At 71.3% G+C, this 25,944-nt stretch carries 23 protein-coding genes and 1 riboswitch; of the genes, 15 read left to right on the top strand and 8 right to left on the bottom strand.

What is annotated here, in order from left to right; genetic code table 11:
- Nucleotides 1-416: 416 nt before the first annotated feature.
- On the bottom strand, nt 417-3,170 hold the full coding sequence (locus FHT38_RS00470) for a TonB-dependent siderophore receptor (RefSeq protein ID WP_183488789.1): 2,754 nt from the start codon (nt 3,168-3,170) through the stop codon (nt 417-419).
- Between the two features lie 506 nt (nt 3,171-3,676).
- Here FHT38_RS00470 and FHT38_RS00465 point away from each other — a divergent pair.
- Together FHT38_RS00465 and FHT38_RS00460 are read left to right on the top strand one after the other, a co-directional pair.
- Complete coding sequence (locus FHT38_RS00465; protein ID WP_217648365.1) at nt 3,677-4,147, top strand: (2Fe-2S)-binding protein; 471 nt, start codon at nt 3,677-3,679, stop codon at nt 4,145-4,147.
- 2 nt (nt 4,148-4,149) lie between these two features.
- A complete protein-coding gene (locus FHT38_RS00460) occupies nt 4,150-6,309 on the top strand; it encodes a xanthine dehydrogenase family protein molybdopterin-binding subunit (RefSeq protein ID WP_183488786.1) in 2,160 nt (719 codons plus the stop codon).
- A 15-nt stretch (nt 6,310-6,324) separates the two neighbouring features.
- On the opposite strand, the gene FHT38_RS00455 is transcribed toward FHT38_RS00460, so the two are convergent.
- Nucleotides 6,325-6,519, bottom strand: coding sequence for a heavy-metal-associated domain-containing protein (locus FHT38_RS00455; protein ID WP_091720003.1), 195 nt, complete (start codon nt 6,517-6,519; stop codon nt 6,325-6,327).
- Nucleotides 6,520-6,667: 148 nt separating this feature from the next.
- Here FHT38_RS00455 and FHT38_RS00450 point away from each other — a divergent pair, with 148 nt between their 5' ends.
- The 3 genes from FHT38_RS00450 to FHT38_RS00440 are packed head-to-tail and all read left to right on the top strand — an operon-like array spanning nt 6,668 to nt 10,340.
- Nucleotides 6,668-8,893, top strand: a complete 2,226-nt coding sequence (locus tag FHT38_RS00450; protein ID WP_183488783.1) for a cation-translocating P-type ATPase — start codon at nt 6,668-6,670, stop codon at nt 8,891-8,893.
- The gene (gene cueR, locus FHT38_RS00445) at nt 8,890-9,393 is read left to right on the top strand and encodes a Cu(I)-responsive transcriptional regulator (protein ID WP_091719999.1); all 504 of its coding nucleotides are present in this window, start codon (nt 8,890-8,892) and stop codon (nt 9,391-9,393) included. Before FHT38_RS00450 ends, cueR begins: the two co-directional genes overlap by 4 nt.
- A complete protein-coding gene (locus FHT38_RS00440; RefSeq protein ID WP_183488780.1) occupies nt 9,390-10,340 on the top strand; it encodes a pirin family protein in 951 nt (316 codons plus the stop codon). The genes cueR and FHT38_RS00440 overlap by 4 nt, the downstream gene beginning before the upstream one ends.
- 56 nt (nt 10,341-10,396) lie before the next feature.
- Here FHT38_RS00440 and FHT38_RS00435 read toward each other — a convergent pair whose 3' ends face one another.
- Together FHT38_RS00435 and FHT38_RS00430 are read right to left on the bottom strand one after the other, a co-directional pair.
- Nucleotides 10,397-11,269, bottom strand: coding sequence for a pirin family protein (locus tag FHT38_RS00435; protein WP_183488777.1), 873 nt, complete (start codon nt 11,267-11,269; stop codon nt 10,397-10,399).
- A gap of 104 nt (nt 11,270-11,373) precedes the next feature.
- Nucleotides 11,374-12,000 carry an FMN-dependent NADH-azoreductase gene (locus tag FHT38_RS00430; protein ID WP_183488774.1) on the bottom strand — a complete coding sequence of 209 codons (627 nt, stop codon included), beginning with the start codon at nt 11,998-12,000 and terminating at the stop codon, nt 11,374-11,376.
- Between the two features lie 199 nt (nt 12,001-12,199).
- Here FHT38_RS00430 and FHT38_RS00425 point away from each other — a divergent pair, with 199 nt between their 5' ends.
- A complete protein-coding gene (locus FHT38_RS00425; protein ID WP_091719985.1) occupies nt 12,200-13,141 on the top strand; it encodes a LysR family transcriptional regulator in 942 nt (313 codons plus the stop codon).
- Nucleotides 13,142-13,168: 27 nt separating this feature from the next.
- Here FHT38_RS00425 and FHT38_RS00420 read toward each other — a convergent pair whose 3' ends face one another.
- Nucleotides 13,169-13,987: an energy transducer TonB gene (locus FHT38_RS00420; protein ID WP_183488771.1), complete on the bottom strand. Its 819-nt coding sequence runs from the start codon at nt 13,985-13,987 to the stop codon at nt 13,169-13,171.
- Nucleotides 13,988-14,221: 234 nt separating this feature from the next.
- Nucleotides 14,222-14,357: riboswitch (TPP riboswitch) on the top strand.
- Nucleotides 14,358-14,480: 123 nt separating this feature from the next.
- Between FHT38_RS00420 and thiC the strand changes: the two genes are divergently transcribed.
- The 7 genes from thiC (at nt 14,481) to FHT38_RS00385 (ending at nt 21,007) form a co-directional block, all read left to right on the top strand.
- Complete coding sequence (gene thiC / locus FHT38_RS00415; protein WP_183484392.1) at nt 14,481-16,370, top strand: phosphomethylpyrimidine synthase ThiC; 1,890 nt, start codon at nt 14,481-14,483, stop codon at nt 16,368-16,370.
- A gap of 5 nt (nt 16,371-16,375) precedes the next feature.
- Nucleotides 16,376-17,452, top strand: coding sequence for an FAD-dependent oxidoreductase (locus tag FHT38_RS00410; RefSeq protein WP_183488768.1), 1,077 nt, complete (start codon nt 16,376-16,378; stop codon nt 17,450-17,452).
- Nucleotides 17,449-17,667: a sulfur carrier protein ThiS gene (thiS, locus tag FHT38_RS00405; RefSeq protein ID WP_091719973.1), complete on the top strand. Its 219-nt coding sequence runs from the start codon at nt 17,449-17,451 to the stop codon at nt 17,665-17,667. Before FHT38_RS00410 ends, thiS begins: the two co-directional genes overlap by 4 nt.
- A 10-nt stretch (nt 17,668-17,677) precedes the next feature.
- Nucleotides 17,678-18,484, top strand: coding sequence for a thiazole synthase (locus FHT38_RS00400; RefSeq protein ID WP_183488765.1), 807 nt, complete (start codon nt 17,678-17,680; stop codon nt 18,482-18,484).
- Nucleotides 18,481-20,160: a bifunctional hydroxymethylpyrimidine kinase/phosphomethylpyrimidine kinase gene (locus FHT38_RS00395; RefSeq protein WP_183488762.1), complete on the top strand. Its 1,680-nt coding sequence runs from the start codon at nt 18,481-18,483 to the stop codon at nt 20,158-20,160. The genes FHT38_RS00400 and FHT38_RS00395 overlap by 4 nt, the downstream gene beginning before the upstream one ends.
- 257 nt (nt 20,161-20,417) lie before the next feature.
- Nucleotides 20,418-20,669 (top strand): AbrB/MazE/SpoVT family DNA-binding domain-containing protein, encoded by a 252-nt coding sequence (locus FHT38_RS00390; RefSeq protein WP_183488759.1) that lies wholly within the window; start codon nt 20,418-20,420, stop codon nt 20,667-20,669.
- A complete protein-coding gene (locus FHT38_RS00385; RefSeq protein ID WP_091719961.1) occupies nt 20,663-21,007 on the top strand; it encodes a type II toxin-antitoxin system ChpB family toxin in 345 nt (114 codons plus the stop codon). The genes FHT38_RS00390 and FHT38_RS00385 overlap by 7 nt, the downstream gene beginning before the upstream one ends.
- Nucleotides 21,008-21,164: 157 nt before the next feature.
- Here the strand turns inward: FHT38_RS00385 and FHT38_RS00380 are convergent, their stop codons facing one another.
- The gene (locus FHT38_RS00380; RefSeq protein WP_221213718.1) at nt 21,165-23,213 is read right to left on the bottom strand and encodes an alkaline phosphatase; all 2,049 of its coding nucleotides are present in this window, start codon (nt 23,211-23,213) and stop codon (nt 21,165-21,167) included.
- Nucleotides 23,214-23,295: 82 nt separating this feature from the next.
- Nucleotides 23,296-23,790, bottom strand: a complete 495-nt coding sequence (locus FHT38_RS00375) for a hypothetical protein (protein WP_183488753.1) — start codon at nt 23,788-23,790, stop codon at nt 23,296-23,298.
- Nucleotides 23,791-23,992: 202 nt separating this feature from the next.
- On the opposite strand from FHT38_RS00375, the gene FHT38_RS00370 reads away from it, so the two are divergent.
- A complete protein-coding gene (locus FHT38_RS00370) occupies nt 23,993-24,643 on the top strand; it encodes a methyltransferase domain-containing protein (protein ID WP_183488750.1) in 651 nt (216 codons plus the stop codon).
- A 12-nt stretch (nt 24,644-24,655) separates the two neighbouring features.
- Here FHT38_RS00370 and FHT38_RS00365 read toward each other — a convergent pair whose 3' ends face one another.
- Complete coding sequence (locus tag FHT38_RS00365) at nt 24,656-25,012, bottom strand: PspC domain-containing protein (protein ID WP_183488747.1); 357 nt, start codon at nt 25,010-25,012, stop codon at nt 24,656-24,658.
- A 183-nt stretch (nt 25,013-25,195) separates the two neighbouring features.
- Here FHT38_RS00365 and FHT38_RS00360 point away from each other — a divergent pair, with 183 nt between their 5' ends.
- Nucleotides 25,196-25,879 (top strand): alpha/beta hydrolase, encoded by a 684-nt coding sequence (locus tag FHT38_RS00360; protein ID WP_183484369.1) that lies wholly within the window; start codon nt 25,196-25,198, stop codon nt 25,877-25,879.
- The last annotated feature ends 65 nt before the right edge of the window (nt 25,880-25,944 follow it).

Genomic DNA, 25,944 nt, shown 5'->3' with positions numbered 1-25,944 from the left:
ACCCGGTGATGGCGCTGCTTCCCGACGTCGCAGCGCGCCACGGAATCGATAACTCCGGTGCGGTGCGCAACGCGATTTTTTCAGTGACGCAAACGTGTGGTTCACCAACAAAAACATTTGCTACAGCGCGCAGCAAAGATGCGACAGACCTATAAGAAGAAACCCGTGATGGACGCGTCAAATTCGGGGGAACCCTATCCTCAGAAACCCCCTCAAATGGAGGCGGGACTACTACGGATATGTGGGGTGAATAACCATGACGAGGCAGTCCCAATGCCAAAAGCCATGCGGATCACCCATGCCAAAGGTCATGGGGCCCCTCCCGCGAAGGACGAAAAAAAGCCCGGACAAGCCGGGCTTCGCAAGGGGTGGAAGGCCGCGGGCGGCGGCCTTCCGGAACGCGCGGGGCGCTTTGATCAGAAGTCGTAGGACGCGCCGATCTTGTAGCTCCGCGGACGGACGCGGTAGCCATCGCGCAGGTTCACCGGCCGCTCGTCGCCCATCAGGTTGTTGATGTTCAGCGTCAGGCGCAGGTTCTTGATGCCGGTGTAACCCAGGCTGAAGTCGGTGCGCAGGTCCTCGTCGATGTAGCAAGGCAGCGCGCCCGGCTTCAGGCGGGCCTGGCACGCGGACTCACCCCAGCTGGCCAGGTCGGTCTCGTCGCGGTTCAGCGCGGTGCGGGACGTGTAGTTGAAGCGCAGTCCGGTGGTCCAGTCGCCCTTGTTCCAGTAGGCCGAGAACACCGCCTTCAGGCGCGGGTTCTCATACATGCCGACCTGGTTGGGACGCCACTTGTTCGCGTCGATGTCCCACGCCTTGTAGGTCAGCGCGTAGGTCGCCGCCACGCCCAGGTTCAGCGTGCCGAACGAACCCGCCGCCACGCGGCCCTTGACGTCGATGTCCACGCCCGAGGTCTCGGTCTTGCCGAAGTTCTCGTACTGCAGCAGCAGCGAGGTGATCTGGCCGGCCTGCCAGGCCAGCGAACCGCCCGACAGCTGGTTGGCGCGGTCCACCCAGGCCTGCTCCTGCGCGGTCAGCGAGGCGCGGCTGATCATGGTCTCGTAGCCGGGCTTGCCTTCGCGCTCCAGCACGTAGTCCGGATCACGCGAGTTGATCTCGTTCTTGCGCTCGATCTTGAAGTAGTCGACGGCGATCGACGCGTTGCGGGTCGGCTCGAACACGAAGCCCAGGGTGATGCTCTTCGACGTTTCCGGCTTCAGGTTCGGATTGGCCGAGATCATCGCCGGCACCGAGGCGCGGCAGCCGCTGGCCAGGGCCAGCGCGGCATCGGCCTGGTCGGCCGCCGTGCCCTTCTTGAGGATGTCGCTGACGGCCGTGGCGGTCGCGCAGCGCGCCGGGTCCACCGTGTTGTTGAAGAAGCCGGTCACGCCGACCTGGCCCAGCGTCTCGGGGATGTTGGGCGCGCGGAAGCCGCCGGCCACCGTGCCGCGCAGCAGCAGCTGCGGCGACACCTCGTAGCGCACGCCCAGCTTGGGCGACACGCGGCCATCGAAGCCGCTGGCCTTGTCGAAGCGCAGCGCGCCATTGAGCTCCAGGCCCTTCCACACCGGGGCGTTCAGTTCCAGGAAGGCGGCGTCGAGGTTGCGCTCGCCGTCGATCAGCACCGAGCCGCGGCCCACGATCTGCGCCTTCAGGACGTTGTCGGTCGACTTGATCGACACGCCTTCCTGGCGGTGTTCGGCGCCCAGCGCGAAGGCCAGCGGACCGCCCGGCAGCTGCATCAGCTCGCCGCTCAGCTTGGCATCGACCCAGGTCTGGTGGTTCTTGCCCTTGGAGCCGTTGACCGGGAACAGGCGCTCGAGCAGCTCGCGGCTGTTGCCGCCGCCGATCTTGTACTCGCCGGATTCGACGGCCGCGAACAGGTCGCGCGAGCCCCAGCGGGCCAGCTTCTCCGCCTCGGCGGCGTTGCGGCCGACCGAGACTTCCCAGTCCATGTCGCGGAAGGTGCCTTGCAGACCGGTCAGCACGCGGTACTGCTTGCCGGTGCCGTCGTAGTTGAACAGGCTGGGGTCATCCATGAACCGGTAGTCGATGCCACGCGGCTGGCCGGTCGGGTTGGCCGGGTTGGTGGCCGACAGCACCGGGTGCGGCACGGACTGGGCCACCTTGTTGTAGCCGTCGTACCAGCGCGAGGTGGCGCCGGCGCCGATGGCCATCGGCACCGTCAGGTACTCGGTGGTCGTCTTGGAGTAGCTCAGCTCGGCGAAGGCCTGGATGTCCTCGGTGACCTTCGCGCGGGCGGCGCTGAACAGGTTCACCCGCCTGGCCGGATCGGAGACCGCATTCAGGCCGTTGATGTCGGTCACGCACTGGCCGGCCGAATTCAGCGTCGTGCAGCCCGCCACCGGCACGCGGTTGGTGCCCACGCGCAGGTTGCCGGGGTAGGAGTTCAGGCTGGGGTCGCCGAAGGAGGCCAGGTAGAAGGACTTGTGCCACGCGGGGTAGTCGTCCTTGACGTCGGCCACGGTGTAGCCCTCGCGGCGATAGGCCTCGATGTTGGCGAAGACGTTGAAGCGGTCCTTCTCGAGGTCGCCGAAGCCGGCCACGATGCTGGCCTGGCGCTGCGCGCCCAGGCTGGGGTTCTCGTTGAAGGTGTAGCTGGCGGACGCGCCGACGCCGTTGTAGCTGCGGCGCGTGATGATGTTGATCACGCCGGCCATCGCGTCCGAGCCGTAGATGGCGGAGGCGCCGTCCTTCAGCACTTCCACGCGCTCGACGGCATCGGCCGGGATCGAGTCGACGTTGACGAAGGTGTCCTTGGCGCCGTCGGCCAGGCCGAAGTTGGCGACGCGGCGGCCGTTCAGCAGCACCAGCGTGGCGCCCTTGCCCAGCCCGCGCATCGACACGCCCGAGGCGCCGGAGGCGAAGCTGGAGGTGTTGCCGTCGTCGCGGATCTCGGTGCTCGAGGTCGAGGTCAGCGTGTCCAGCACCTGGCGCACGGTGTTGGCGCCGGTGCGACGGATCTCCTCGCGGTTGTAGACCTGCACCGGCGAGGCGGTTTCGGACGCCAGGCGCTTGATGTTGGAGCCGGTCACCTCGACGCGCTGGAGCTGGGTCGTGTCCTGTGCCTGGGCTTGCGCGATCTGGGCGCAGCACAGCAGCGCCGCGGCGGCGCTCAGGGACAGGGAGAGCTGGTTGTTCTTTCTCATACTTCCACTTGCGAATTGATGAAAGGCCGGATGGGTCGCATCGGCCGAGGAGACCGGTGCCCGCGAGCAGGACCGGATCGCGCCCGGGGGATCACCCGATGGGCGCGAGGGGGCGGATTCTGGGGAGGGGCCTCCCCCCTGTCCCTCGTCATCCATTGCAAATCAGCAACAAACCTTCACGTCGCGCCGTCCGTTATTCGCAAAACCGGGCGCTTCTCGCGCGAGTGCTACAAAAGTGGGCTGACTTGGATGGGGGACGGTCCGTTACCTCACCCAAAGCGCGGGAAAACCCTCCCGCCTGGGAGCGGCACCATTCGGGTGCGCCCATCGCCCTCTCGTGCGGGTGAACCCTGCCGGGTTGACCCTCGAAGGCGGCATCAAGACCTGTCCCTGCACGGTTTTGAAGCGAAAGCGCTACCCTTGCGCACCCCCGCCGCAAGACCCGGCCCCTTCGCGAAGGACCGGGCGCGGTGGATCCGCCCCAGGCGCCCCCAGGAGGAACCCCCATGTCCATTTCGATGACCGTGAACGGCAAGGCGGTGACGCTCGATGCCGATCCGCAGATGCCGCTGCTGTGGGCGCTGCGCGAGGACCTGCAGCTGACCGGCACCAAGTTCGGTTGCGGCATGGCGCTGTGCGGCGCCTGCACCGTCCACCTGGACGGCCAGCCGGTGCGCGCCTGCCAGACGCCCCTGGAGGCCGCGGCCGGCAAGAAGATCACGACGATCGAGGGCGTGGCCGCCACGCCCACCGGCCGGGCGGTGCAGAAGGCCTGGCTCAAGATCGACGTGCCGCAGTGCGGCTATTGCCAGAGCGGCCAGATCATGAGCGCCTGCGCATTGCTGGCCGGCAAGAAGAAGCCCACCGACGCGGACATCGATGGCGCGATGAGCGGCAACGTCTGCCGCTGCGGCACCTACAACCAGATCCGGGCGGCGATCCACGACGCCTCGGCCACGCTGGCGAAGGGAGGCTGATCATGGGCATCACCGTCGAATCCCCGAGCCGCCGCGGGCTGCTCAAGACCGGCGCGGCGCTGACCCTGTCCTTCGCGCTGCCGCTGGCGACGACGCGCGCCGCGCTGGCACAGGCCGCCTCGGCCCCCGCCAGCAACACCTTCGCACCCAATGCCTGGCTGCGCATCACGCCGGACGGCAAGGTCACCGTGGTCTGCGGCTCGGCCGAGATGGGCCAGGGCGTGCTGACCGCCATCCCGATGATGGTGGCCGAGGAACTGGACGCCGACTGGGCGCTGGTCTCGGTCGAGCAGGCGCCGGCCAGCGCCGCCTACAACAACCCGATGTTCGGCATGCAGGCCACCGGCGGCAGCACGACGGTGCGCGCGCACTGGACGCCGGTGCGCCAGGCCGGCGCGGCGGCACGCCAGATGCTGGTCGCGGCCGCGGCGCAGCAGTGGGGCGTGGATGCCGCGTCGCTGCGAACCGAGCGCGGCCAGGTCATCGGCCCGAATGGCCGCCAGCTCGGCTACGGCGCGCTGGTCGAGGCCGCCGCGAAACAGGCCGTGCCCGAGAAGCCGGTGCTGAAGGACCGCAAGGACTTCCGCATCATGGGCAAGCCCACGCGCCGCCTGGACAGCGCGGCCAAGATCAACGGCACCGCCAAGTTCGGCATCGACGCGCACGTCGAGGGCATGCTGGTCGCGGTGATGGCGCGCGCGCCGATCGCCGGCGCCAAGCCCAAGGCCTTCGACGAGGGCAAGGCCAAGGCGATCAAGGGCGTGCGCAAGGTCATCGCGATCCCGTCCGGCGTGGCGGTGCTGGCGGATGGCTACTGGGCCGCGAAGCAGGGGCGCGACGCGCTCGGCATCGAGTGGGATCTGGGCGTGCACGCGGACCTGTCCACCGACAAGGTCTCGGCGACGCTGGACGAAGCCCTGCAGAACCCCAGCGCGATCGCGCGCGAGACCGGCAACGTCAAGGATGGCAGCGCCAATTCAGCGCGTAGCCTGACCGCGCAGTACGACGTGCCCTACCTCGCCCACGCCTGCATGGAGCCGCTGAACTGCCTGGCCTGGGTGCGCGGCGACGAGGTCACGATCTGGGCCGGCACGCAGAGCCAGGGACCGGCGCAGGGCATCCTGTCGCAGGTCGCGCAGGTCACGCCGGCCAAGGTCAAGGTCAACACGCTGCTGCTGGGCGGCGGCTTCGGACGCCGCTTCGCGCCGGACTTCACCATCGACGCCACGCTGCTGTCCAAGCTCAGCGGCAGCCCGGTGAAGCTGGTCTACACCCGCGAGGACGACATGGCCGCGGGCTACTACCGCCCGACTTCACGGGTGCGCTTCGAGGCCGGGCTCGACGACAAGGGCCAGCCGCTGATGCTGCGGGCCGAGGTCGCGAGCCCGTCCATCATGGCCGCCTCCGGCTTCATGAAGATCCCCGACAACGGCGTCGACGCGATGGCCGTCGAGGGCCTGGCGGACCATCCCTACGAGATCCCGCATCAGCGCGTCGCCTACGGCCGCGCGGAGCCGGGCCCGCAGGTGTGGTTCTGGCGCTCGGTGGGGCATTCGCAGAACGCGTTCTTCATCGAGAGCTTCATCGATGAACTCGCGCACGCGGCCAAGGCCGATCCGCTGAAGTACCGCCTGGCGCTGCTGGAGAAGCATCCCCGCGCGCGCGGCGTGCTGCTGCTCGCGGCGGAGAAGGCCGGCTGGAGCCGCCCATTGCCCAAGGGCCGGCACCGCGGCATCGCGGTGGCCGAGAGCTTCGGCACCTGGGTGGCCGAGGTGGCCGAGGTGTCCGTCAGCAAGGACGGGGCGATCAAGGTGCATCGCGTGACCGCGGCGGTGGACTGCGGCCAGACCGTCAACCCGCAGACCATCGCCCGCCAGATCGAGGGCGCCGTGGTCTACGGCCTGTCCGCGGCGCTGTATGGGCGCATCACCTTCAAGGACGGGAAGGTCGAGCAGAGCAACTTCCACGACTACCCGGTGCTGCGCCTGAACGAGATGCCCAAGGTGGACGTGCACATCGTGCAGAGCACCGAGGCGCCGGGCGGCATCGGCGAGCCGGGCACGCCGCCGATCGCGCCGGCCGTGGCCAACGCGATCTTCGCCGCCACCGGCAAGCGGCTGCGCCAGCTGCCGTTCGACGGCGAGGCGCTGAAGCGGGCCTGAGCGCCCGCGGCGGACTCAGGAGGCCGGCGGGTAGCCGGCCTCGCTGAGCACGCCGGCCAGTTGCTCGCGGCTCAGGCCGCTTTCCACCCGCACCGTCTTCTGCGGCAGGTCGACATCGACCTCGGCCTTGGCGTCGGCCTCCTTGACGGCCTCGGTCACGGCGGCGAGGCAGTGGCCGCAGCTCATGTCGGGCAGCTTGAATTCATGCATGGGGAACTCCTGGGAAACAAGGAACGGGAGGAACGGCCCGAAGGTTAAACCTTGCCATCGTGGCAGGGTCAAGGCGAGCGCCGCATGACGCTTCTCCCATCCGGGGCATGGCCTTGACCTTCCCATCATGGCAAGCTTGACTGCCGCCATGAACACCGCCCCCACCCCCACCGCGCCGGCCGGCGAGCTCCAGCTCGCCGTCGCCGGCATGACCTGCGCGAGCTGCGTCAACCGCGTCGAGCGCGCGCTGCGCAAGGTGCCCGGCGTCGAGGACGCCCAGGTGAACCTCGCACTGGAGACCGCCACCGTGCGGCTGCTGCCCGGCGTGGACGCGGCCGCGCTGGTCGCGGCCATCGGCAAGGCCGGCTACGAGGCCCGCCAGCTCGCCGTCGAGGACGACGCGCCCCCCGCGCCGCCGCCCTGGTCGGCCACCGGCTGGCCGGTGCTGACAGCGGCGCTGCTGACGCTGCCGCTGATCGCGCCGATGGTCGCGATGCTCTGGGGCGGGCACCTGATGCTGTCCGGCGGGTGGCAGCTGGTGCTGGCCACGCCGGTGCAGTTCTGGCTGGGCGCGCGCTTCTACCGCGCCGGTTGGGCCGCGCTGAAGGACCGCAGCGGCAACATGGATCTGCTGGTCGCGCTCGGCACCAGCGCCGCCTACGGGCTGAGCGTCTACGAGCTGCTCCGGCAAGGACCGGCGAGCGGCGCGCTGTACTTCGAATCGGCGGCCGCGGTGATCACGCTGGTGCTGCTCGGCAAGTGGCTGGAGGGACGCGCCAAGCGCCAGACGCTCAGCGCCATCGCCGCGCTGAAGCAGCTGCGCCCCGAGCACGCCCGCGTGCGCCGCGGCCCGGCCGATGCGCTACGGGAGATCGACGTGCCGCTCGCGCAGCTCCGGCTGGGGGACCTGATGGTCGTGCGCCCCGGCGAGCGCATTCCCGCCGACGGCCGCATCCGCGAAGGCGCGGGCCACGTCGATGAATCGCTGATCAGCGGGGAGAGCCTGCCGGTCGAGAAGGCCGCGGGCGACCGCGTCGTCGGCGGCGCGGTCAATGGCGAGGGCCTGTTGCTGGTCGAGGTCACCGCGCTGGGGGCCGAGTCCACGCTGTCGCGCATCGTGCGGCTGGTCGAGTCGGCGCAGGCGCACAAGGCGCCGATCCAGCGCCTGGTGGACCAGGTGAGCGCGGTGTTCGTGCCGGCGGTGCTGGTGATCGCCGCCATCACGCTGACGGGCTGGGGCCTGGCGAGCGGCGACTGGGAGCGCGCGCTGATCCATGCGGTCGCGGTGCTGGTGATCGCCTGCCCCTGCGCGCTCGGACTGGCGACGCCCGCCGCGATCATGGTCGGCACCGGCGTCGCGGCGCGACGCGGCCTGCTGATCAAGGATGCCGAGGCGCTGGAGCAGGCGAGGCGCGTCGACCTGGTCGTGTTCGACAAGACTGGCACGCTGACCGAGGGCAAGCCGCGGCTGACCGCCTTCGCGGCGGTGCCGGGCCAGGACGAGGCCGAAGCGCTGGCGCTGGCGGCCGCGCTGCAGCAAGGCAGCGAGCATCCGCTGGCGCGCGCGGTGCGCGACGCCGCCTCCGGGCGCGCGCTGGCGACGGTGCCGGCCACCGCCGTCCGTGCGGTCGCGGGGCGCGGCATCGAGGGCCGCGTCCATGACCGCGCGCTGAAGCTGGGCAGCGGGCGCTGGATGGCGGCGCTGGGCGTCGAGTTGTCGCCGCTGGCCGCGCAGGCGGACGCCGAGATGGCGCGTGGTCACACCCTGTCGTGGCTCGCGGCGGTCGAGCCCGGGGGTGCGCCGGTGCTGCTGGCGATGCTGGCCTTCGGCGACCGCGCCAAGCCGACCTCGGCCGCGGCGATCGCCGAGCTGAAGGCGCTGGGCCTGCGCACGCTGATGCTCAGCGGCGACAACGGCGCGGCGGCAAAGGCCGCGGCCGACGCACTGGGCCTGGACGAGGTCCGCGCCGAGCTGCTGCCGGAGGACAAGGCGCGTATCGTCGCCGGGCTGCGGGACGGCGGCGCGCGCGTAGCGATGGTCGGCGACGGCATCAACGACGCGCCGGCGCTGGCCGCGGCGGATGTCGGCCTGGCGATGGGCGGCGGCACCGACGTGGCGATGGAAGCCGCCGGCATCACGCTGATGCGGGGCGACCCACGACTGGTCGCCGACGCGATCGCGCTGTCGCGCGCGACGGTCGCGAAGATCCGCCAGAACCTGTTCTGGGCCTTCATCTACAACCTGCTGGGCGTGCCGCTGGCGGCGCTGGGACTGCTGAGCCCGGTGATCGCCGGCGCGGCGATGGCGCTGTCCAGCGTCTCCGTGCTCGGCAACGCGCTGCTGCTCAAGCGCTGGAAGGGATCCGCCCGATGACCGCCGCCGCCCCGATGAGGACCCGCGCCGCCGGCGCCAGGCACCGCCGCGACGAGGCGGCCGACGCCGGCAACGGCGTGCCCGCCAACGACGCCGCGCCGCTGACGATCGGCCAGGCGGCCGAGCGCTCCGGTGTCTCGCCGAAGATGCTGCGCCATTACGAGTCGCTCGGCCTGCTGCCGCCGGTGGCGCGCACCGGCTCGGGCTACCGCCTCTACGGCGAGAAGGAGGTGCACACGCTGCGCTTCATCCGCCGCGCGCGCGACCTGGGTTTCTCGATGGCGGAGATCGCCGAGCTGCTCAAGCTCTGGCAGAACCGCCGCCGCGCCAGCGGCCAGGTCAAGCGCATCGCCGAGGCCCACATCGCCGACCTGGACCGCCGGCTGGCGGAGATGCAGGCCATGCGGCGCGCGCTGGCCGAGCTGGCCCGCTGCTGCCACGGCGACGACCGCCCCGACTGCCCCATCCTCGACGACCTCTCACAAGGAGCCCTCCCATGAGCGTCCCCCTCGACCCGGCCATCGGCCCGCATGCCGATCCCGTCCCCGCCCGCTGGGAGCGCATCGGCGCGCACCTGGGCGATGTCGGCGGCCTGAGCATCCGCCGCGCGATCCCCACCGCCAGGCGCCGCATGATCGGCGCCTGGTGCTTCCTGGACCACGCCGGCCCGGCCGACCTCACGCCCGAGACGGCGATGCGCGTCGGCCCGCATCCGCACACCGGGCTGCAGACCTTCAGCTGGATGATCGAGGGCGAGGTGCTGCATCGCGACAGCCTGGGCTCCGAGCAGATGCTGCGGCCCGGCCAGGTGAACCTCATGACCGCGGGCCGGGGCATCAGCCACACCGAGGAATCACAGTCGGACCGCCTCCAGCTGGCGCAGCTGTGGATCGCGCTGCCCGACGCGGTACGCCATCGCGAGCCGGCCTTCCAGCACTTCCCGGAACTGCCGTCGTTCGCGACCGGCGGCTTCGACACGATGCTGCTGGTGGGCGAGTTCGGCGGTCAGCGCTCGCCGGTGCCCAGCCACACGCCGCTGCTGGGCATGGACCTGAGCGCGACGCGCGCCGCCGAAGCGACGCTGCCGCTGCATCCGGACCACGAGTACGGGCTGATGGTGCTGGAGGGCGAGCTCTCGGTCACGCTGGACGGCGAGTCCGCCGGCGCCAGCAAGCCCGGCGAGCTGCTCTACCTGGCGCCGGGCGCGCAATCGCTGAAGCTGCTGTCGGGCGGGGGCAAGAGCCGCGCGCTGCTGCTGGGCGGCCCGCCGTTCGGCGAGCCGGTGCTGCTGTTCTGGAACTTCGTCGGCCGCAACCGCGAGGAAATGCAGGCCTATGCCGAGGAATGGAACAGCCGCGAGGACGGCGGCCGCTTCGGTGCGGTGCAGGGCTTCGACGGGCCGCGGCTGCTGGCGCCCGTGGTGCCGCCGCTCAAGACGCCGCGATGAGAAGTCGCGGGCGGGGCGCGTGTCCCCGCCGGCGGCGCGTCGAGTCGGACCGGGGCTCAGGCGAACTTGCCGGCCTGGAAGTCGCGCACGGCCTGGAGCAGCTCGCCTTCGGTGTTCATCACGAACGGGCCGTACTGCGCGATCGGCTCGCCCAGCGGCTGGCCGGCCACGAGGATGACGCGCGCGCCCTCCTCCGACGCCGTGAGCCGCACGCCGTCCGAGCCGGCCGTGTTGGCCAGGATCGCCATCCGGCCGCTCGGCACCAGGCAGCCGGTGTCGAAGCGCAGCGCTCCGCGGTACACGTACACGAAGGCGTTGTGCGACTCGGGCAGCCCCTGCTCGAAACTCGCGCCGGGCTCGAGGCGGATGTCGAGGTAGGTCGGCTGCGTCGCGTCGCGCTGCACCGCGCCCGCCACGCCCTGGCTCTCGCCCGCGATGACGCGCACCGTCGCGCCCGGCAGCGCCAGCTCGGGGATCTCGGCGCTGGTGATGTCGCGGTACCAGGGGTCGCGCATCTTGTCGCGGCCGGGCAGGTTCAGCCACAGCTGGAAGCCTTCCATGCGGCCTTCCTGCTGCTCGGGCAGTTCCGAATGGATCACGCCGCGGCCGGCGGTCATCCACTGCACGCCGCCCGGGCCCAGCAGACCTTCATGGCCGGCCGAGTCGCGATGGCGCATCCGGCCTTCCAGCATGTAGGTCACGGTCTCGAAACCGCGGTGCGGATGGTCGGGGAAGCCGGCGATGTAGTCGTCGGCGTCGTCGGTGCCGAAGGCGTCCAGCATCAGGAAGGGATCCAGGCGCCGCTGCAGGTCCTGCGTCAGCACGCGCGTCAGCTTGACGCCCGCGCCGTCGCGGGTGGCCCTGCCCTGCACCAGGCGCTCGACCTGGCGGGGCGTCCGAAGAGGGGTGGCAGGGGTGGCGGCGGTCATGATGGATCCTTTCCAGAAAGAGGGATTGTCGAACGAGGGGGAGAGGCCCTTCCCCCGGAGGGGCCCACCCGCATCGGGTGGGCAACGGTCGAAATCGGTCGAGCTCAGGCCGGCTGGGCTTCGCCGAACAGCGCGGCGATTTCCTCACGGGCGACCGCCAGGCCCTTGGCCGCGGCTTCCTCGCCCATGTTCAGGCCCTCGGCCAGCACGAACTGCACGTCGGTCATGCCCAGGAAGCCCAGCGTCACCTGCAGGTAGGGAACGATGTTGTCGGTCGGCTGGCCGCGGTGCACGCCGCCGCGCGAGCTGACGACGATGACCTTCTTGCCGGTGACCAGGCCGACCGGGCCGTTGGCGCCGTAGCTGAAGGTGACGCCGGCGCGGGCCACGGCGTCGATCCAGTTCTTCAGCTGCGAGGACACGCCGAAGTTGATCATCGGCGCGGTCAGCACGATCACGTCGGCGGCCTGCAGTTCGGCGATCAGCTGGTCGTTGAACGCCACGCGGTCGGCCTGCGCCTGGCTGCGGGCGTCGGCCGGGGTGAACAGCGCGCCCAGCGTGGCTTCGTCCATCGGGGGCAGCGGACGCACCGCCAGGTCATGCACCACCGTCTTCGCACCGGGGTTGCGCTCGATCAGTTGCTGGACCACTTCATTGGCCAGCAGGGTCGAGACCGAACCCTGGCCTTCATGCAGACGGCGGGCGCTGGAATTGATCTGGAGGATGTTCATGGTGCGTTTCTCCGGGCGTTTCGGCTGAATCAGCCGGGGTGTGATGGGATGGAATGAACTGTATTGATCCCACCTCGACACCAGAAGACGCCGTACTGGATAAGATTGTTCCATTGGACGAACAATCCACCGCTCCCCCTCCCTACCCTCTGCTCTTCCCTCGTTCCCCCCTCTGTCCCCCTCTTCGACGGATGCCCCCATGAGCCTTGATGCCGACGACCTCCTCGTCTTCGCCCGCGTGATGGAGAGCGGCAGCTTCAGCCGCGCGGCCGAGCGGCTGCAGTTGCCCAAGTCGACGGTGTCGCGGCGCATCGCGGCGCTGGAGGAGCGGCTCGGGGAGAAGCTGCTCCAGCGCAGCACCCGGCGGCTGACGCTGACCGAGTTCGGCCAGGGCGTGCTCGAGCATGCGCGGACGCTGGCGGGCGAGGTGGACGGCGCGCTGGCGCTGGCGCTGCATCGGCAGCAGCGCCCCACCGGTCGGCTGCGGGTGTCGATGCCGGCGGACTTCGCGCACCAGATGCTGACGCCGATGCTGAGCCGTTTCGTCGGCGACTACCCGGAGGTGCAACTGGAGCTGGACCTGTCGCCCCGGCGCGTGGACCTGATCGCGGAAGGCTTCGACATCGCGGTGCGCATGGGCCAGCTGCCGCCGGACAGCCAGTTGGCGGCGCGTCGGCTGGCGATCTTCAGCAGCGGGCTGTACGCGTCGCCGGCCTACCTGCAACGCCATGGCGAGCCCCAGCTGCCCGAGGGCCTGCTCAGCATGCATGGCCTGATGATCCTGGGCCGCGCCGGCGAGCCGCTGCCGTGGCGACTGTCCGGGATCGTCGACGGCAAGGCCGACCAGCGGACGGAGTGGGTCGGCGTGCCGGACAGCCGCACGCTGGTCAACGCGCCGGACATGCTGCTGCACATGGCGCGCGCGGGGCTCGGCATCACCTGGGTCGGCAACCAGTACGCGCAGGGCTTCGTCGACCGCGGCGAGCTGACGCGCGTGCTGCCGCACTGGTGCGCGGAACCATCGACCTGCTGGGCGGTGTTCCCGCAGCGACGGCTGATGCCGCTGCGCACGCGGCTGTTCCTCGACGCGATGGCCGCGGAGCTCGCGCCCTTCGACCAGGCGGCGATGTACGGGCTCTGAGCTCCGCCGTCGCGGCGGCGCCTCGCGTCAATCGACCTGGAAGCCGATCTCCACGCTCACCTGGCGCGGCGTCGGGATCGGCTCGAAGCGCCATTGCTTGACCGCGTTGATCGCGGCGGCGCTCAGCTTGCGATCGGGCGAACGCATCGCCTGCGCCGCATCCACCGAGCCGTCCGGCCGGACGGTGAACTGCACCAGCACCGAGCCCTGGCGCTGCTGGGCCAGCAGGGCGCGGGGGTACTCGGGATCGACCTTGCGGACGAGCTTGAGCGGCACCGGCTCGTCGGCCTCGGGTGGTTCCGGCTCGGGCGCACGGCCGGCCGGTGCGGCCATGGACGGCGCGGCCATCGACACGACCTGCGGCGCGGGCGCCTCCGACAGCGGTTGCGGCGCGGTCGAGGGCGGCGCCACCGTCTGAGCTGCCGTCTGCGCGAGCGGCGCGGGCGAGGCGCCGACCGCGGCGACCGCGGGCGCCTCCTGCGCGGCGTTGCGCGTGGCGAGCGCGCGTTCGGCCGCGGGATCGAGGTCCTGGCGGCGTGCCGCGGGCGCCGGCGCCGGCGCGGCCGTGGCCACCGCACGGGCAACGGGCTTGGCCGCGTCGGCCTTGGCCTCGTGTCGTTCGGGGGTCTTCTTCTCGCCCTTCTCGGCGTGGAACTTGATCCACTGGAAAACCTTGTCGGCATCGCGCTTGGCGCGGTCGACATCGCTCATCGGGGCCTTGGGATCGGCGGGCGCGGCGGACGTCGCCGTCTGCGCCTGCGCGGCCATCGCGACCAGGGACAAGCTCAAGACCTGGCACAGCGCCAGACCGTGACGCCGGACGTTCAGGAGACTACGGCTGCTCATCACTCCACCCTCTCGATTGCGCTGGTTGCTCTCTTTTGGAGACAACGCCGGTCTTGTCTACGGCTCTTGGTCTTGGTTCTCGCGCCCCGGCATGAGCGCCGCAGTGTAAGAAGTCACCACCGTGACGAGACCTCGGGGTTTGCCCGGAATCAGGATGTAACAGCGGGCCGCAGGGCCGATGGCGTCGAGGAAGTCACGATCTCGCGGGCCCGCACGCCGACCGACCTATACTGCGCGCCTGCTCCGGGGTGCCCTGGGCCGATCCGCGCGACAGCGCGGCGCGGCACGGGCTGAGACATGGCGATGAAGCTGTGGACCCGCTGAACTTGATCCGGTTCGTACCGGCGTAAGAAGAGCCCGCCCTTCCAGGCGCACCTCGGCGATCCCCGCGCATTCCTCGCGCGCCGCCCGTGCGCCGTGCCACGAGAAGGGCCCAGTTCCTCACGCCCGCGTTCCCTTCAGTCCAGCCTCCGGCGCCCAACCGGAGACCCTGATGCTGGACCTGACGCACAACCTGCCCCCGACCGCCGCAAGCCCCGATGCCGCCGCGGAGTTCCATGACCGCCTCGCCGCCAGCCGCGCGCCGCTGCCGGCGTCGACCAAGACGCATGAGGCCGGCGTGCTGCATCCGCAGCTGCGCGTGCCGCTGCGCGAGATCGCGCTGACCAACGGCGAGCGCATCGCCGTCTACGACACCTCGGGTCCGTACACCGATCCCGCCGTCACCACCGACGTGCGCCGCGGCCTGCCCGCCACGCGCGCCGCCTGGGTCGAATCGCGCGGCGACACCGAGGCCTACACCGGCCGCCCGATCCAGCTCTTCGACGACGGCCTGCGCGAGGCCGCGCAGCAGCAGGCGCTGCGCGCGCAGAGCGCGGCGCTGAACCGCACGCCGCGGCGCGCGAAGTCCGGCGCCAACGTGACGCAGATGCACTACGCGCGCCGCGGCATCGTCACCGCCGAGATGGAGTACGTCGCCATCCGCGAGAACGGCCGCCGCGCCTGGATGCACGAGTACCTCGCCGACAGCGAGCGCGAGCAGCGCCTGGCCGGCCAGGGCCTGGGCGCGCGGATCCCCGGGATCATCACGCCCGAGTTCGTCCGCGACGAGGTCGCGCGCGGCCGCGCCATCATCCCGGCCAACATCAATCATCCGGAACTCGAGCCGATGGCCATCGGCCGCAACTTCCTGGTCAAGGTCAACGCCAACATCGGCAACTCGGCGGTCAGCTCGGGCATCGAGGAGGAGGTCGAGAAGCTCGTGTGGGCCACGCGCTGGGGCGCGGACACGGTGATGGACCTCTCCACCGGCCGCAACATCCACACCACGCGCGACTGGATCCTGCGCAACAGCCCCGTGCCCATCGGCACCGTGCCGATCTACCAGGCGCTGGAGAAGGTCGGCGGCGTGGCCGAGGACCTCACCTGGGAGCTCTTCCGCGACACGCTGATCGAGCAGGCCGAGCAGGGCGTCGACTACTTCACCATCCATGCCGGCGTGCGGCTGCCCTTCGTGCCGATGACGGTCAAGCGCCGCACCGGCATCGTGTCGCGCGGCGGCTCGATCCTGGCGAAGTGGTGCATCGCGCACCACCGCGAGAACTTCCTCTACACGCACTTCGAAGAGATCTGCGACATCATGAAGGCCTACGACGTCAGCTTCTCGCTGGGCGACGGCCTGCGGCCGGGCTCGCTGGCCGACGCCAATGACGAGGCCCAGTTCGCCGAGCTGCGCACGCTGGGTGAGCTGACCAAGATCGCGTGGAAGCACGACGTGCAGACCATGATCGAAGGCCCGGGCCATGTGCCGATGCACATGATCCAGGCCAACATGACCGAGCAGCTCAAGCACTGCGACGAGGCGCCCTTCTACACGCTGGGCCCGCTGACGACGGACATCGCGCCCGGCTACGACCACATCACCAGCGGCATCGGTGCCGCGATGATCGGCTGGTTCGGCTGCGCGATGCTGTGCTACGTGACGCCCAAGGAGCACCTGGGCCTGCCCGACCGCGACGACGTCAAGCAGGGCCTGATGGCCTACAAGATCGCGGCGCACGCGGCCGACATCGCCAAGGGCCATCCGGCGGCGCGCGCCCGCGACGACGCGCTGTCCAAGGCGCGTTTCGAGTTCCGCTGGGAGGACCAGTTCAACCTGGGCCTGGATCCGGAGACGGCGCGCGAGTTCCATGACGAGACCCTGCCCAAGGACAGCGCGAAGGTGGCGCACTTCTGCTCGATGTGCGGGCCCAAGTTCTGCTCGATGAAGATCACGCAGGACGTGCGCGAGTACAGCGCGCAGCTGGAGGACGGCATGCGCGAGAAGAGCGCGGAGTTCCGCGCCGGCGGCGCCGAGCTCTACATCCCGATCCGCCAGGACTGAGCGCGATGGCCGCGATCGCCATCGCCGGGGCGGGGCTCGCCGGGCGGCTGCTCGCGTGGGCGCTCGCGCGCGCCGGGCATCGCGTCGAGGTCTTCGACGCGTCGCCCGGTCCGGCGCCCGCCTTCGACGCGCAGGGGGCCGCCGCGTTCAGCGCGGCCGGCATGCTGAGCCCGCTCGCCGAGCAGCAGCAGGGCGGCGCCGCGATCGCCGCGCTGGGATGGCGTTCGCTGGCGCTGTGGCCCGGCATCGTGGCGGCGCTGCCGCTGCCCGTGCCGCTGCAGGCCAACGGCAGCCTGTTGCTGGCGCATCGCGCGGATCTGGGCGCCGCGCAGCGCGCGCTGATGCGCATGCCGGGCGCGGAGCCCCTCGATGCCGAGGCGCTGCGGGCGCGGGAGCCGATGCTCGCGCCAGGCCTGCGCGGCTGGCTGCTGCCGCGCGAGGGCCTGATCTCGCCGCCCGCCGCGATGACCGCGTTGCAGGCGGGCGCAGCCCAGGCGCGCTGGCACTGGGCGCGGCCCGTCGACCAGGTGCTGCCGGGCGAGTTCCATTTCGCCGATGGCGGGCATTGGCGCGGCGATTGGGCGATCGATGCGCGCGGTCTAGGCGCGCGGCCGCCCTTGCCGCTGCGCGGCGTGCGGGGCGAGATCGTCACGCTGTCGCTGCCGGGCCATGGCCTGAGGCATCCCGCGCGGCTGCTGCATCCGCGCCATCGCGTCTATCTGGTCCCCCGCTCCGGCGAGGAGCTCGTCGTCGGCGCCAGCGAGATCGAGAGCGAGGACCGCAGCCCCATGTCGCTGCGCTCCGCCGTCGAACTGATGGCCGCGGCGCAGAGCGTGCTGCCGGCGCTGTCCGAGGCGCGCATCGTGCGGCTGGATCGCCATCTGCGCCCGGCCCTCCCCGACAACCTGCCCTTCACCCATCACGAGCCCGGCCTGCTGCGGCTCAACGGCCTGTACCGCCACGGCTGGCTGCTGGCGCCCGCGCTGGTCGAGCGGCTGCTCGGCGAGGCCGGCCTGGCCACGCTCGGCGCGCTCATCGGCGAGCGCGTTCCAGCCACCGATTCCCTGGAGACTTTCCCATGACCGCCCTGCCCTCGATCACCGTGCGGCTCGACGACCGCGCCGTGGCGCTGCCCGCCGGCGCCACGCTCGCGCAACTGCTGGAACTCGAACGGCGCGAGCCCGCCGCAGTCGCAACGGCGCTCAATGGCCGCTTCGTGCCGCGCGACGCGCGTCCCGCGACGGCCCTCAGCGACGGCGACGTCGTCCTGTTCTTCCAACCGATCGTCGGAGGCTGAGATGACGAACATGACGAACAGATCCGATCCGCTGCTGATCGACGGTGTCGCGCTCGACAGCCGCTTCTTCCTGGGCACGGCCGGCTATCCGAGCCCGGCGGTGCTGTGCGAGGCGATCCGCGCGTCCTCGTCGCAGGTGCTGACGGTCGGCCTGAAGCGCACGCTGCAGGCGGGCGACAACGGCGCGCTCGCGCAGGCGCTGGCCGCCGGGCGCGAACAGGGCGCGCGGCTGCTGCCCAACACGGCGGGCTGCCGCAGCGCGCGCGAGGCGGTGCAGCTCGCCCACATGGCGCGCGAGCTCTACGGCACGGCGTGGATCAAGCTGGAGGTGATCGGCGACGAGCACACGCTGCAGCCCGATCCCTTCGAGCTCGTCGCCGCCGCGACCGAGCTGACGCGAGAGGGCTTCGTCGTCTTCCCGTACTGCACCGAGGACCTGATCCTGGGCCGCCGGCTGCTCGACGCCGGTTGCCCGCTGCTGATGCCCTGGGGCGCGCCGATCGGCTCCGGCCAGGGACTGCTGAACCTGCACGGCCTGTGCACGCTGCGCGAGCGCCTGCCCGACACGGTGCTGGTCATCGACGCCGGACTGGGCGCGCCGTCGCAGGCGGCGCGGGCAATGGAACTGGGCTTCGACGCGGTGCTGCTGAACAGCGCGGTGGCGCAGGCCGGCGACCCCGTCGCGATGGCGGGCGCGTTCCGCGACGCGGTGGGCGCGGGACGGCGAGCCTGGCGCGCCGGCCTGATGGCGGCGCAGTCGTTCGCCGTCGCGAGCACGCCGGTCAGCGGCCACGCCTTCCTGCTGGGGGACGCATGAGCGAACGCGAGAACCGCCGGGCATCGCCGTCAGGCAGCGCACTGCCTTCGCCTCTGGTGCCGCATCCGAGCCTGCCTTCGCCGTGGGCCGAGGCGGTCGATCCCGACCTCGCAGCGCTGACGCCGTGGACCGAAGACCCGTCGCCCCCGGTGATCTGGAGCGTCGCCGGCACCGACAGCGGCGGCGGCGCGGGTCTGAGCGCCGACACGCGCGCCGCCGCGGCGATGGGTGTGCATCTGTGTCCGGTGGTGGCCGCGGTGACGGCGCAGCACTCGCTCGGCGTGAACGCGGTCTTCCCGCTGCCGCCGAACCAGGTGCGCGCGCAGCTGAGCGCGCTGCGGCAGGACCTGCCGCCGCGCGTGATCAAGACCGGGCTGCTCGCGAGCGCGGCGACCGTCGATGCCTTGCTGGCGCAAAGCGGCGACGCGCTGCTGGTGGTTGATCCGGTACTGGGCGCGAGTGCGGGCGGCGCTGCCTTCTGCGACGAGGCGCTGCTGGGCGCCTATCGCCATCAGCTCGTACCGGCCGCGGCCCTGCTGACGCCGAACCGGCGCGAGGCGGAACGGCTGCTGGGCGTCGCGCACGGGCAACTGCCGGTGCCGGAACTCGCCGCGATGCTGCGCGGCCTGGGCGCGCAGGCCGTGGTGGTCACCGGCGGCGACGACGCGGCGCTGGCCGATGGGCTGTCGCTGGACTGGCTCGACAGCCCGCTGGCGACGGGCTGGATCGCGCTGCCGCGGCTGTCCGGTCGCGATGGCGCGTCGGCGCATCACCACGGCAGCGGCTGCACCTTCGCGGCCGCGGCGGCGGCGGCGCTGGCGCGCGGCTTCGCGGTGCCAGACGCGGTGATCCTCGCGAAGATGCTGACCTGGTCGGCGCTGCGCGACGGCCATGCGGCCGGCGCGGGCCCGGGACCGCTGCGACCGGACCGCCGCTTCGTCGACGACCCGCGCGCGATGCCGGTGATGGGCTTCGGCGACGACACCGCGCCCGACCGGGCGACGTTGACGCGCTGGCGCGAAGTCCTGTGGCCGGCCTCGCGCCGGCCGCCGACCTTTGCCGGCGGTCTCTACGCGATCACCGACCGCCCGGAGCGTGTCGCCGCGATGGCGCTCAGCGGTCGCTTCGAGCATGTGCAGCTGCGCATCAAGCGCGGTGCCGGTGTCGATGAGGACCGGCTGCGCGCGGCGATCCGCGAGGCGGTGCGGGACATGGCCGGCCGCTCCAGCACGCTGTGGATCAACGACCACTGGCGGCTGGCGCTCGACGAGGGCGCACGGGCGCTGCATCTGGGTCAGGAGGACTGGGCCGGCCTGGCGGGCGAGGATCGCGAGGCGTTGTGGCAGCGCCGCGCACGGCACGGCGTGCAGCTGGGCCTGTCGAGCCACAGCCTGTGGGAGTTGTGCCGGGCCCGCGGCCTCGCGCCCGACTACATCGCCTGCGGTCCGCTCTGGCCGACGACGACCAAGGACATGCCCTGGCTCCCGCAGGGGCTGGCGCAACTGCGCTGGTGGTCGCGGATGGCTGGCGTGCCGGTGGTCGGCATCGGTGGCGTCCTGGAGGACCGGCAGTGGCGCGCCGGCCTTGCCGCCGGCGCGTCGGCGATGTGCCTGGTGCGGGCAGCGGAGGCGATGGTCCCCCAGGGGGATCGGGCCGAGCCCTCGGTCCGAGCCTGACGCCTGGCTTTCAACCCCCACCATCGCCCCCCAAACGGCCCGCCGATTCCCCCGATGGGCGGCGCCCTTCTTGGCGATTTCCGATCGAGGCCGACTCGTGGACGATGGTTGCTCGTTCGATGCATGCCGCCGCAAGGCCCGTCAGTCGACCGCTTACGGCGGTCTTTCCGACCAGGCAATGATCGTACAACTTTGTTTTACTTGAGACCGCCAGCCTGCCTAGAATGCGGACCTGTCTGCCGCGGGAAGGAACGGTCATGGAAGTGGTGTTGAAGAAAATGGGGAACAGTACCGCGTTGATTCTCCCGCCGCCCGTGCTGCGGGACCTGGGCCTGGCCGCCGGCCACGCGTTGACGCTGGAGACGACGGCGGACCGCCGGCTCGTCCTGACGCCCAGGCGCAAATACACGCTCGACGAGATGATCGCCGCCTGCGACCTGTCGGCCCCGCCCCCGGCCGACATGGCCGCCTGGGACGCGCTCAAGCCCGAGGGAGGTGAGGCGTGGTGAGGAAGGCCTTCGATCGCGGCGACATCGTCGCCGTGCCCTTCGATCCCACGCTCGGCCGAGAGCAGCGGGGGGCGCGCCCGGCGCTGGTGCTGACGCCGCAGGCCTTCAACCGGCTCGGCGACGTGCTGGTGGCGCCCATCACGCAAGGCGGCGACTTCGCCCGCCATGCCGGCTTCGCGGTGATGCTGACGGGCACGGGCTGCAAGACCCAGGGTGCGGTGCTGATCAACAAGATCCGGATGATGGACCTGGAAGCGCGACAGGCCCGTCGCATCGAGCGAGCGCCGCCGGAGGTGATCGAGGAGGCCGTCGCGCGGCTGTCGGCGATATTGGCTTAGCGTCGCCAGTCGCCAGTCGCCAGTCGCCAGTCGCCAGCCGCCAGCCGCCAGCCGAGAATCGCGGGTTGCGGGTTGCGGGTTGCGGGTTGCGGGTTGCCGGTCGCCGTGTCGATGGGTCGACGGGTCGCCCGCAGTCGCTACCGCGCCGTCGCGGCGCTCACCGTCGCGGCGACTTCGCCGGCCGCTTCGCGCCCGAGGCGTCGGCGGGCGCCGTCGTGCCCTTGACCGCCGCCTGCGCCAGCTTGAAGAACACATCGGTGTTGTCGATGACGCCGGTGAAGGCCAGCGCGCCGGGGCCGAAGGCCGACAGCGGGATGTCCGTCGCCGTGTGCACCGCCTGCTCGCCGGGCACCTGGCCGGTGACCAGGAATTCGCCCTGCGCGTCGTCGCGCTCGGCCGCATTGGCCGGGTACCACTTCAGCGGCTCCGACTTGGCCAGCGGCTGCTGCCCATCGCGCAGCGGCGTCTGGTTGGTGCGCCAGTCCTCGTAGCGGTCCGCGTTCGCGCCATAACCCACCAGCAGGCGGTAGTCGATGTCGGTCGCTTCCGGATAGCCGTCGGCGGCGATGCGATAACGCGGGAAGCCCGCCTTCTCGTAGACGCCGACCACCTTGTCGCGCAGGTTGGCCGCGCCCTTCTTCGTCGCCGCGTCCAGCAGCGCCTGGTCGGTCAGCATCGAGCCCCCGATCAGCGCCGCGCCCGAGCACTCGTGGTCGGCGGTGACGATCACCAGCGTGTCGCCCTGCTCCCGCGCGAAGTCCTGCGCCACCTGCACCGCACGGTCGAACTCGATGGTGTCGAGCATCCAGCGCTCGCTGTCCATGTTGTGCGCCTGCTTGTCGATCGAAGCGCCCTCGATCATCAGCACGAAGCCCTGGGGCTGCTTGCGCAGCGTCGCGAGCGCGGCCCGGGCCATCTCGTCGAGCATCGGCTGGTCGGGGAAGCCGTAGTCGTCCACGACGCTGCCACCGGCCAGGCCCTTCTTCGCACCACGGCGGCCATCGATCTTGTCCAGCGCCACATTCATGTTGGAGAAAGCGAACAGGCCTAGCAGCTTGTCAGCGCCCGCGCCGGCGACAGCGGCGTCCAGCGCCGTCCGCGTCGGCGCATAGCGGTAGCCCGCGTCCTGGAACTCACGGATCAGGTCGCGGCCCTTGTCCTTCGCGCCCGGCGCCGCGCCCCAGCGCTTCACGATCTCCGCGGTGTGCGGATCGCTCGCGGAGAAGGCGTAGTCGCTCGCCTCGGCGCGCTCGGAGCCGGCCGTGCCGGCGGGCAGGAACCACTTGCGACCGCCACCCAGCAGCACCGTCAGGCCGGTGCGCGCGCGGTCGTCGAAGAACTGGTCGACGATGCCGGTGCCTGCGCCGCGATTGCTGGTGTGCACCGCGTTGCCGGCCGGTGTCGCGTCGAAGACGTCGGCGGTGGTGACGACGCCCAGCGCCTTGCCCTGCGTGCGGTGCAGGTATTCGGACAGGTATTCGATGCGCGGGTTGTCGAAGGCATCGACCGTGTCGTCCGGGAACACCCCTTCTTCATTGTTGTTGTTCTTGTTACCGGAGACGTAGGCCGTCATGCCGGGCGCCGAGTCGGTCACCACCGAGTTCAGCGAGGCCGTCTTGACCATCCCGGTCGCCGGGAAGGTGTCCATCGCCAGCGGCTGGATCACCTTGCCCTGGGCGTAGCCGCCCTTGACGATGCGCGCGGCCGTGCGCTGCGCCGCGCCCATGCCGTCTCCCACCAGGATGATGAGGTTCTTGACCTTGGGCCCCATGGCCGTGGTGAAGGACACCACGTCGAGGTTGCCGGTGGCGCTGACCGTCTGGCCGTCGGCCTGGGTCGCCTCGACGCTGAAGGTGTGACGGCCGGCCTTCTGCAGGCTGACCGCGCGCACCGTCGCGATCGCGGTCTCCGCCGCCACGCCCTTGACGCAGCCGGCCGAGCAGTCGCGCAGCGCGACGGTCGCATCGACCGGCTTGCCGTCGATCAGGAAGCGCGCGGCGGTGATGCGCTGCCCCGCATCGGGCTTGATCGTGGCCTGCAGGTCGAAACGTTGGCCGGGCAGGAAACGCGCGATGACCGGCTCGGGACGGCCGCTGGAGAACAACTCGCTGGGCGGCGTGAGGCGCGTCACGGTGGGAGCCGCGTGGGCGGCGCTCAGCGCCAGGAGCGCGCAAGCGCCGGCGAGCAAGGAAGGCAGGTGTTTCATCATCGGGGCTCGAATCGAAGGAATCGGTAGAGGGGCGGAGGGGCGGAGGGGCTGCGGGGACGCCGGGCGTGCGCGGGCGCGCTCAGTGGCGATGGCCCGCGCCATCGGGCCGCGTGGCCGAGGCGGCCTCGGCCTCCAACGCTCCGGGCGGCAGGCGCAGGCGGATCCAGGACACGCGGCCGGTCTCGTCCTCGACGCGACCCACCGACAGCGTGCCGGTCAGCGACACCAGCCCGTCGCGATGGGCGACGAGGCGACCCTGCTGCGACGGATCAAGCAGCACGGTCACCGTCGCGGCGGGCAGGTCATCGGCCTCGCCGTCGGCGTGCTCGCTCATGCGCACCGGCCGCGGCGTCAGCCAGAAGCGGCCCGGCCGGGCCTGTTCCTGCGCGACCATGTAGCCGACCAGGCGCACCGGACGGCCGTCGGCGGCGCGCAGCGCGTCCGACAGTTCCAGGCCCGCGGGGCCGATCGGCGACTTGAAGAACTGGGAGAACTTGAGATCGGCCACCTCGGTCGCCGTGGCCACCGGCGCGGGGGTGTCCCGGGCGGCGGGTTCGGCTCGGGCCGTCGGCATCGTGGCCATGACGAGCAGGGCCGCACAAAGAGGCGGGAGGACGCGGGCGGCACGCCGGGCAAGCCGCGTACCTGTGGTGAGTTCGACGCACATGGGCCGCGATTCTTTCGGCGGCGGGTGACGGTTCCGTGACGCACCGTTTTTCTTGCTTGACACCGCGCGAGGCGCCACGCGAAGCTGGCCCGCGAAAAAAAGGGAGCTCATGAACACGCCCGACACCCGGCCGGCGCTGCAGGCCCTGAACGCGCTCTACGCGCACCGCGCGCCGATCTACGACTACGAGCTGATGCCGGTGGCCCCGCTGCGGCGCGAGGCGATCGCGGCGCTGGATCTGGCGCCGGGGCAGACGGTGCTCGACATCGGCGCCGGCACGGGCCTGAGCCTGCCCGGGCTCAGCCAGGCGGTCGGACCGACGGGGCGGATCGTCGCCGTGGAACCCTGCGAGACGATGATGCGGCAGGCCCGCCAGCGCGCGCTCACCGATCACCTCGAAACCCCGGTCGACTACCTCCCGACCACGGCCGAGGAGGCACCGTATGCGTCCGCGCTTGGCGCCCGCCGCGCCGACGCGGCCCTGTTCTTCTTCACGCACGACGTGCTGCAGAGCATCGAAGCCGTCGACCGCGCGCTGGCCGTGCTGAAGCCGGGTGCGCGCATCGTTGCGGCCGGGCTGGCCTGGGCGCCGCCGTGGATGCCGATGAGCAACTGCTTCGTGCTCGGCGCGGCGATGCACTCGATCCTGCGCATGGACGGGCTGGACTGCCCCTGGCGACATCTGGAGGCCCGGATGGCCGACGCGGAGGTCGAGCGCCGCTGGCTCGCCTCCGCGTACCTGCTCAAGGGCCGCCGCTGAGCGGCCGAAGCGTCAGTCCTCGATCGGCACGAAGATCCACAGCAGGAAGTACAGCAGCATCCCGCCGCCGGCACACATCGTCAGCGCGAAGAAGACGATGCGCCAGAACCATGCGGCCAGGCCGCTGAGCCGGGCGAGGCCGCCGCACACGCCGCCGATCCAGCGGTCGTCGCGGCTGCGCCGGAAGGCATTGATCGCGTTGACGGCCGGCGCGCCGCTCTGGGGGGCCGCATAGGCGTAGGTGGTCGATGCGGACGGGCGGGTGCCGGCATTCAGCACCCGGTCCTTGGCCCTGGCGAACTCCTCGTCGCTGAGCACGCCGCGCTGGTGGAGATCGGCCAGGCGATTGAGTTCTTCGCTGTCGGACATGGGGGCTCCTTTTCCTGAAAGTCGCGCATCGAGGGATGCGATGGAATGCAGGCTACGCAGCGACCCGCGCCGCCGCGACCCGCGTGCGACCGGATGCAGGTGGGCGCGATGCGGAGCGGATGTCGCGCGACAGGGCGTTTCCACCCAGTGCCGGCACGGCATCGCGGACTAGCATTCCCGCCCATGACGCTCGAAACCATTGAATTGCAGACGCGCGAGGCGCCCCGTTTCAGCCTGCTGGTGTTGCACGGACTGGGCGCGGACGGCAACGACTTCGTGCCCGTCGTCCAGGCGCTGGACCTGTCGCCGGTGCTGGCGCAGGGCGGCTTGCGGGTCGTGCTGCCGAGCGCGCCGGAGATCCCGGTGACGATCAACGGCGGCATGCGCATGCGCGCCTGGTACGACATCCGCCATGGCGACCTCAGCCAGCGCGAGGATGCCGACGGCCTGCGCGCGTCGCAGGCGCTGATCGAGGAGCTGATCGCCCGCGAGGAGCGCGAGTTCGGCATCCCGCCGGAGCGGGTGGTGCTGATGGGCTTCTCGCAGGGCTGCGCGATGACGCTGATGACGGGCCTGCGCTACCCCCGGCGGCTGGCCGGTCTGGTCGGCCTGTCGGGCTACCTGCCGCTGCTCGACACGACCGAGGCGCAGCGCAGTCCCGCCAACGCGGCCACGCCAATCTTCCTGGCGCACGGCACCGGCGACGGCGTGGTGCTGCCGGCGCGGGCGAAGGCCTCGCTGGCCGAACTGCGCCGCCTCGGCCATGCGGTCGATTGGCACGAGTTCCCGATGGCGCACGAGGTCAGCATGGATGAGATCCAGGCCCTGCAGGCCTGGCTCGTGAAGACCTTGACCGCCGCCGCCTGATCGAGCGCCCACCCCGCGCTCACGCGGATGCCGCCCCTCGCCCCTTCCGCCCCATTTGCCCTCTC

The sequence above is a fragment of the Mitsuaria sp. BK041 genome (genome assembly GCF_014193085.1).
GTDB lineage: Bacteria > Pseudomonadota > Gammaproteobacteria > Burkholderiales > Burkholderiaceae_C > Roseateles.
The sequence above is the reverse complement of the archived record's forward strand: the minus strand, read 5'-3'. Positions and strand labels throughout refer to the sequence as shown.

Bases quoted from the DNA above. Each gene is read 5' to 3' on its own strand.
- FHT38_RS00470 (WP_183488789.1), bottom strand. From the start codon at position 3,170: ATGAGAAAGAACAACCAGCTCTCCCTGTCCCTGAGCGCCGCCGCGGCG.
- FHT38_RS00465 (WP_217648365.1), top strand. From the start codon at position 3,677: ATGTCCATTTCGATGACCGTGAACGGCAAGGCGGTGACGCTCGATGCC.
- FHT38_RS00460 (WP_183488786.1), top strand. From the start codon at position 4,150: ATGGGCATCACCGTCGAATCCCCGAGCCGCCGCGGGCTGCTCAAGACC.
- FHT38_RS00455 (WP_091720003.1), bottom strand. From the start codon at position 6,519: ATGCATGAATTCAAGCTGCCCGACATGAGCTGCGGCCACTGCCTCGCC.
- FHT38_RS00450 (WP_183488783.1), top strand. From the start codon at position 6,668: ATGAACACCGCCCCCACCCCCACCGCGCCGGCCGGCGAGCTCCAGCTC.
- cueR (WP_091719999.1), top strand. From the start codon at position 8,890: ATGACCGCCGCCGCCCCGATGAGGACCCGCGCCGCCGGCGCCAGGCAC.
- FHT38_RS00440 (WP_183488780.1), top strand. From the start codon at position 9,390: ATGAGCGTCCCCCTCGACCCGGCCATCGGCCCGCATGCCGATCCCGTC.
- FHT38_RS00435 (WP_183488777.1), bottom strand. From the start codon at position 11,269: ATGACCGCCGCCACCCCTGCCACCCCTCTTCGGACGCCCCGCCAGGTC.
- FHT38_RS00430 (WP_183488774.1), bottom strand. From the start codon at position 12,000: ATGAACATCCTCCAGATCAATTCCAGCGCCCGCCGTCTGCATGAAGGC.
- FHT38_RS00425 (WP_091719985.1), top strand. From the start codon at position 12,200: ATGAGCCTTGATGCCGACGACCTCCTCGTCTTCGCCCGCGTGATGGAG.
- FHT38_RS00420 (WP_183488771.1), bottom strand. From the start codon at position 13,987: ATGAGCAGCCGTAGTCTCCTGAACGTCCGGCGTCACGGTCTGGCGCTG.
- thiC (WP_183484392.1), top strand. From the start codon at position 14,481: ATGCTGGACCTGACGCACAACCTGCCCCCGACCGCCGCAAGCCCCGAT.
- FHT38_RS00410 (WP_183488768.1), top strand. From the start codon at position 16,376: ATGGCCGCGATCGCCATCGCCGGGGCGGGGCTCGCCGGGCGGCTGCTC.
- thiS (WP_091719973.1), top strand. From the start codon at position 17,449: ATGACCGCCCTGCCCTCGATCACCGTGCGGCTCGACGACCGCGCCGTG.
- FHT38_RS00400 (WP_183488765.1), top strand. From the start codon at position 17,678: ATGACGAACAGATCCGATCCGCTGCTGATCGACGGTGTCGCGCTCGAC.
- FHT38_RS00395 (WP_183488762.1), top strand. From the start codon at position 18,481: ATGAGCGAACGCGAGAACCGCCGGGCATCGCCGTCAGGCAGCGCACTG.
- FHT38_RS00390 (WP_183488759.1), top strand. From the start codon at position 20,418: ATGGAAGTGGTGTTGAAGAAAATGGGGAACAGTACCGCGTTGATTCTC.
- FHT38_RS00380 (WP_221213718.1), bottom strand. From the start codon at position 23,213: ATGAAACACCTGCCTTCCTTGCTCGCCGGCGCTTGCGCGCTCCTGGCG.
- FHT38_RS00375 (WP_183488753.1), bottom strand. From the start codon at position 23,790: ATGCCGACGGCCCGAGCCGAACCCGCCGCCCGGGACACCCCCGCGCCG.
- FHT38_RS00370 (WP_183488750.1), top strand. From the start codon at position 23,993: ATGAACACGCCCGACACCCGGCCGGCGCTGCAGGCCCTGAACGCGCTC.
- FHT38_RS00365 (WP_183488747.1), bottom strand. From the start codon at position 25,012: ATGTCCGACAGCGAAGAACTCAATCGCCTGGCCGATCTCCACCAGCGC.
- FHT38_RS00360 (WP_183484369.1), top strand. From the start codon at position 25,196: ATGACGCTCGAAACCATTGAATTGCAGACGCGCGAGGCGCCCCGTTTC.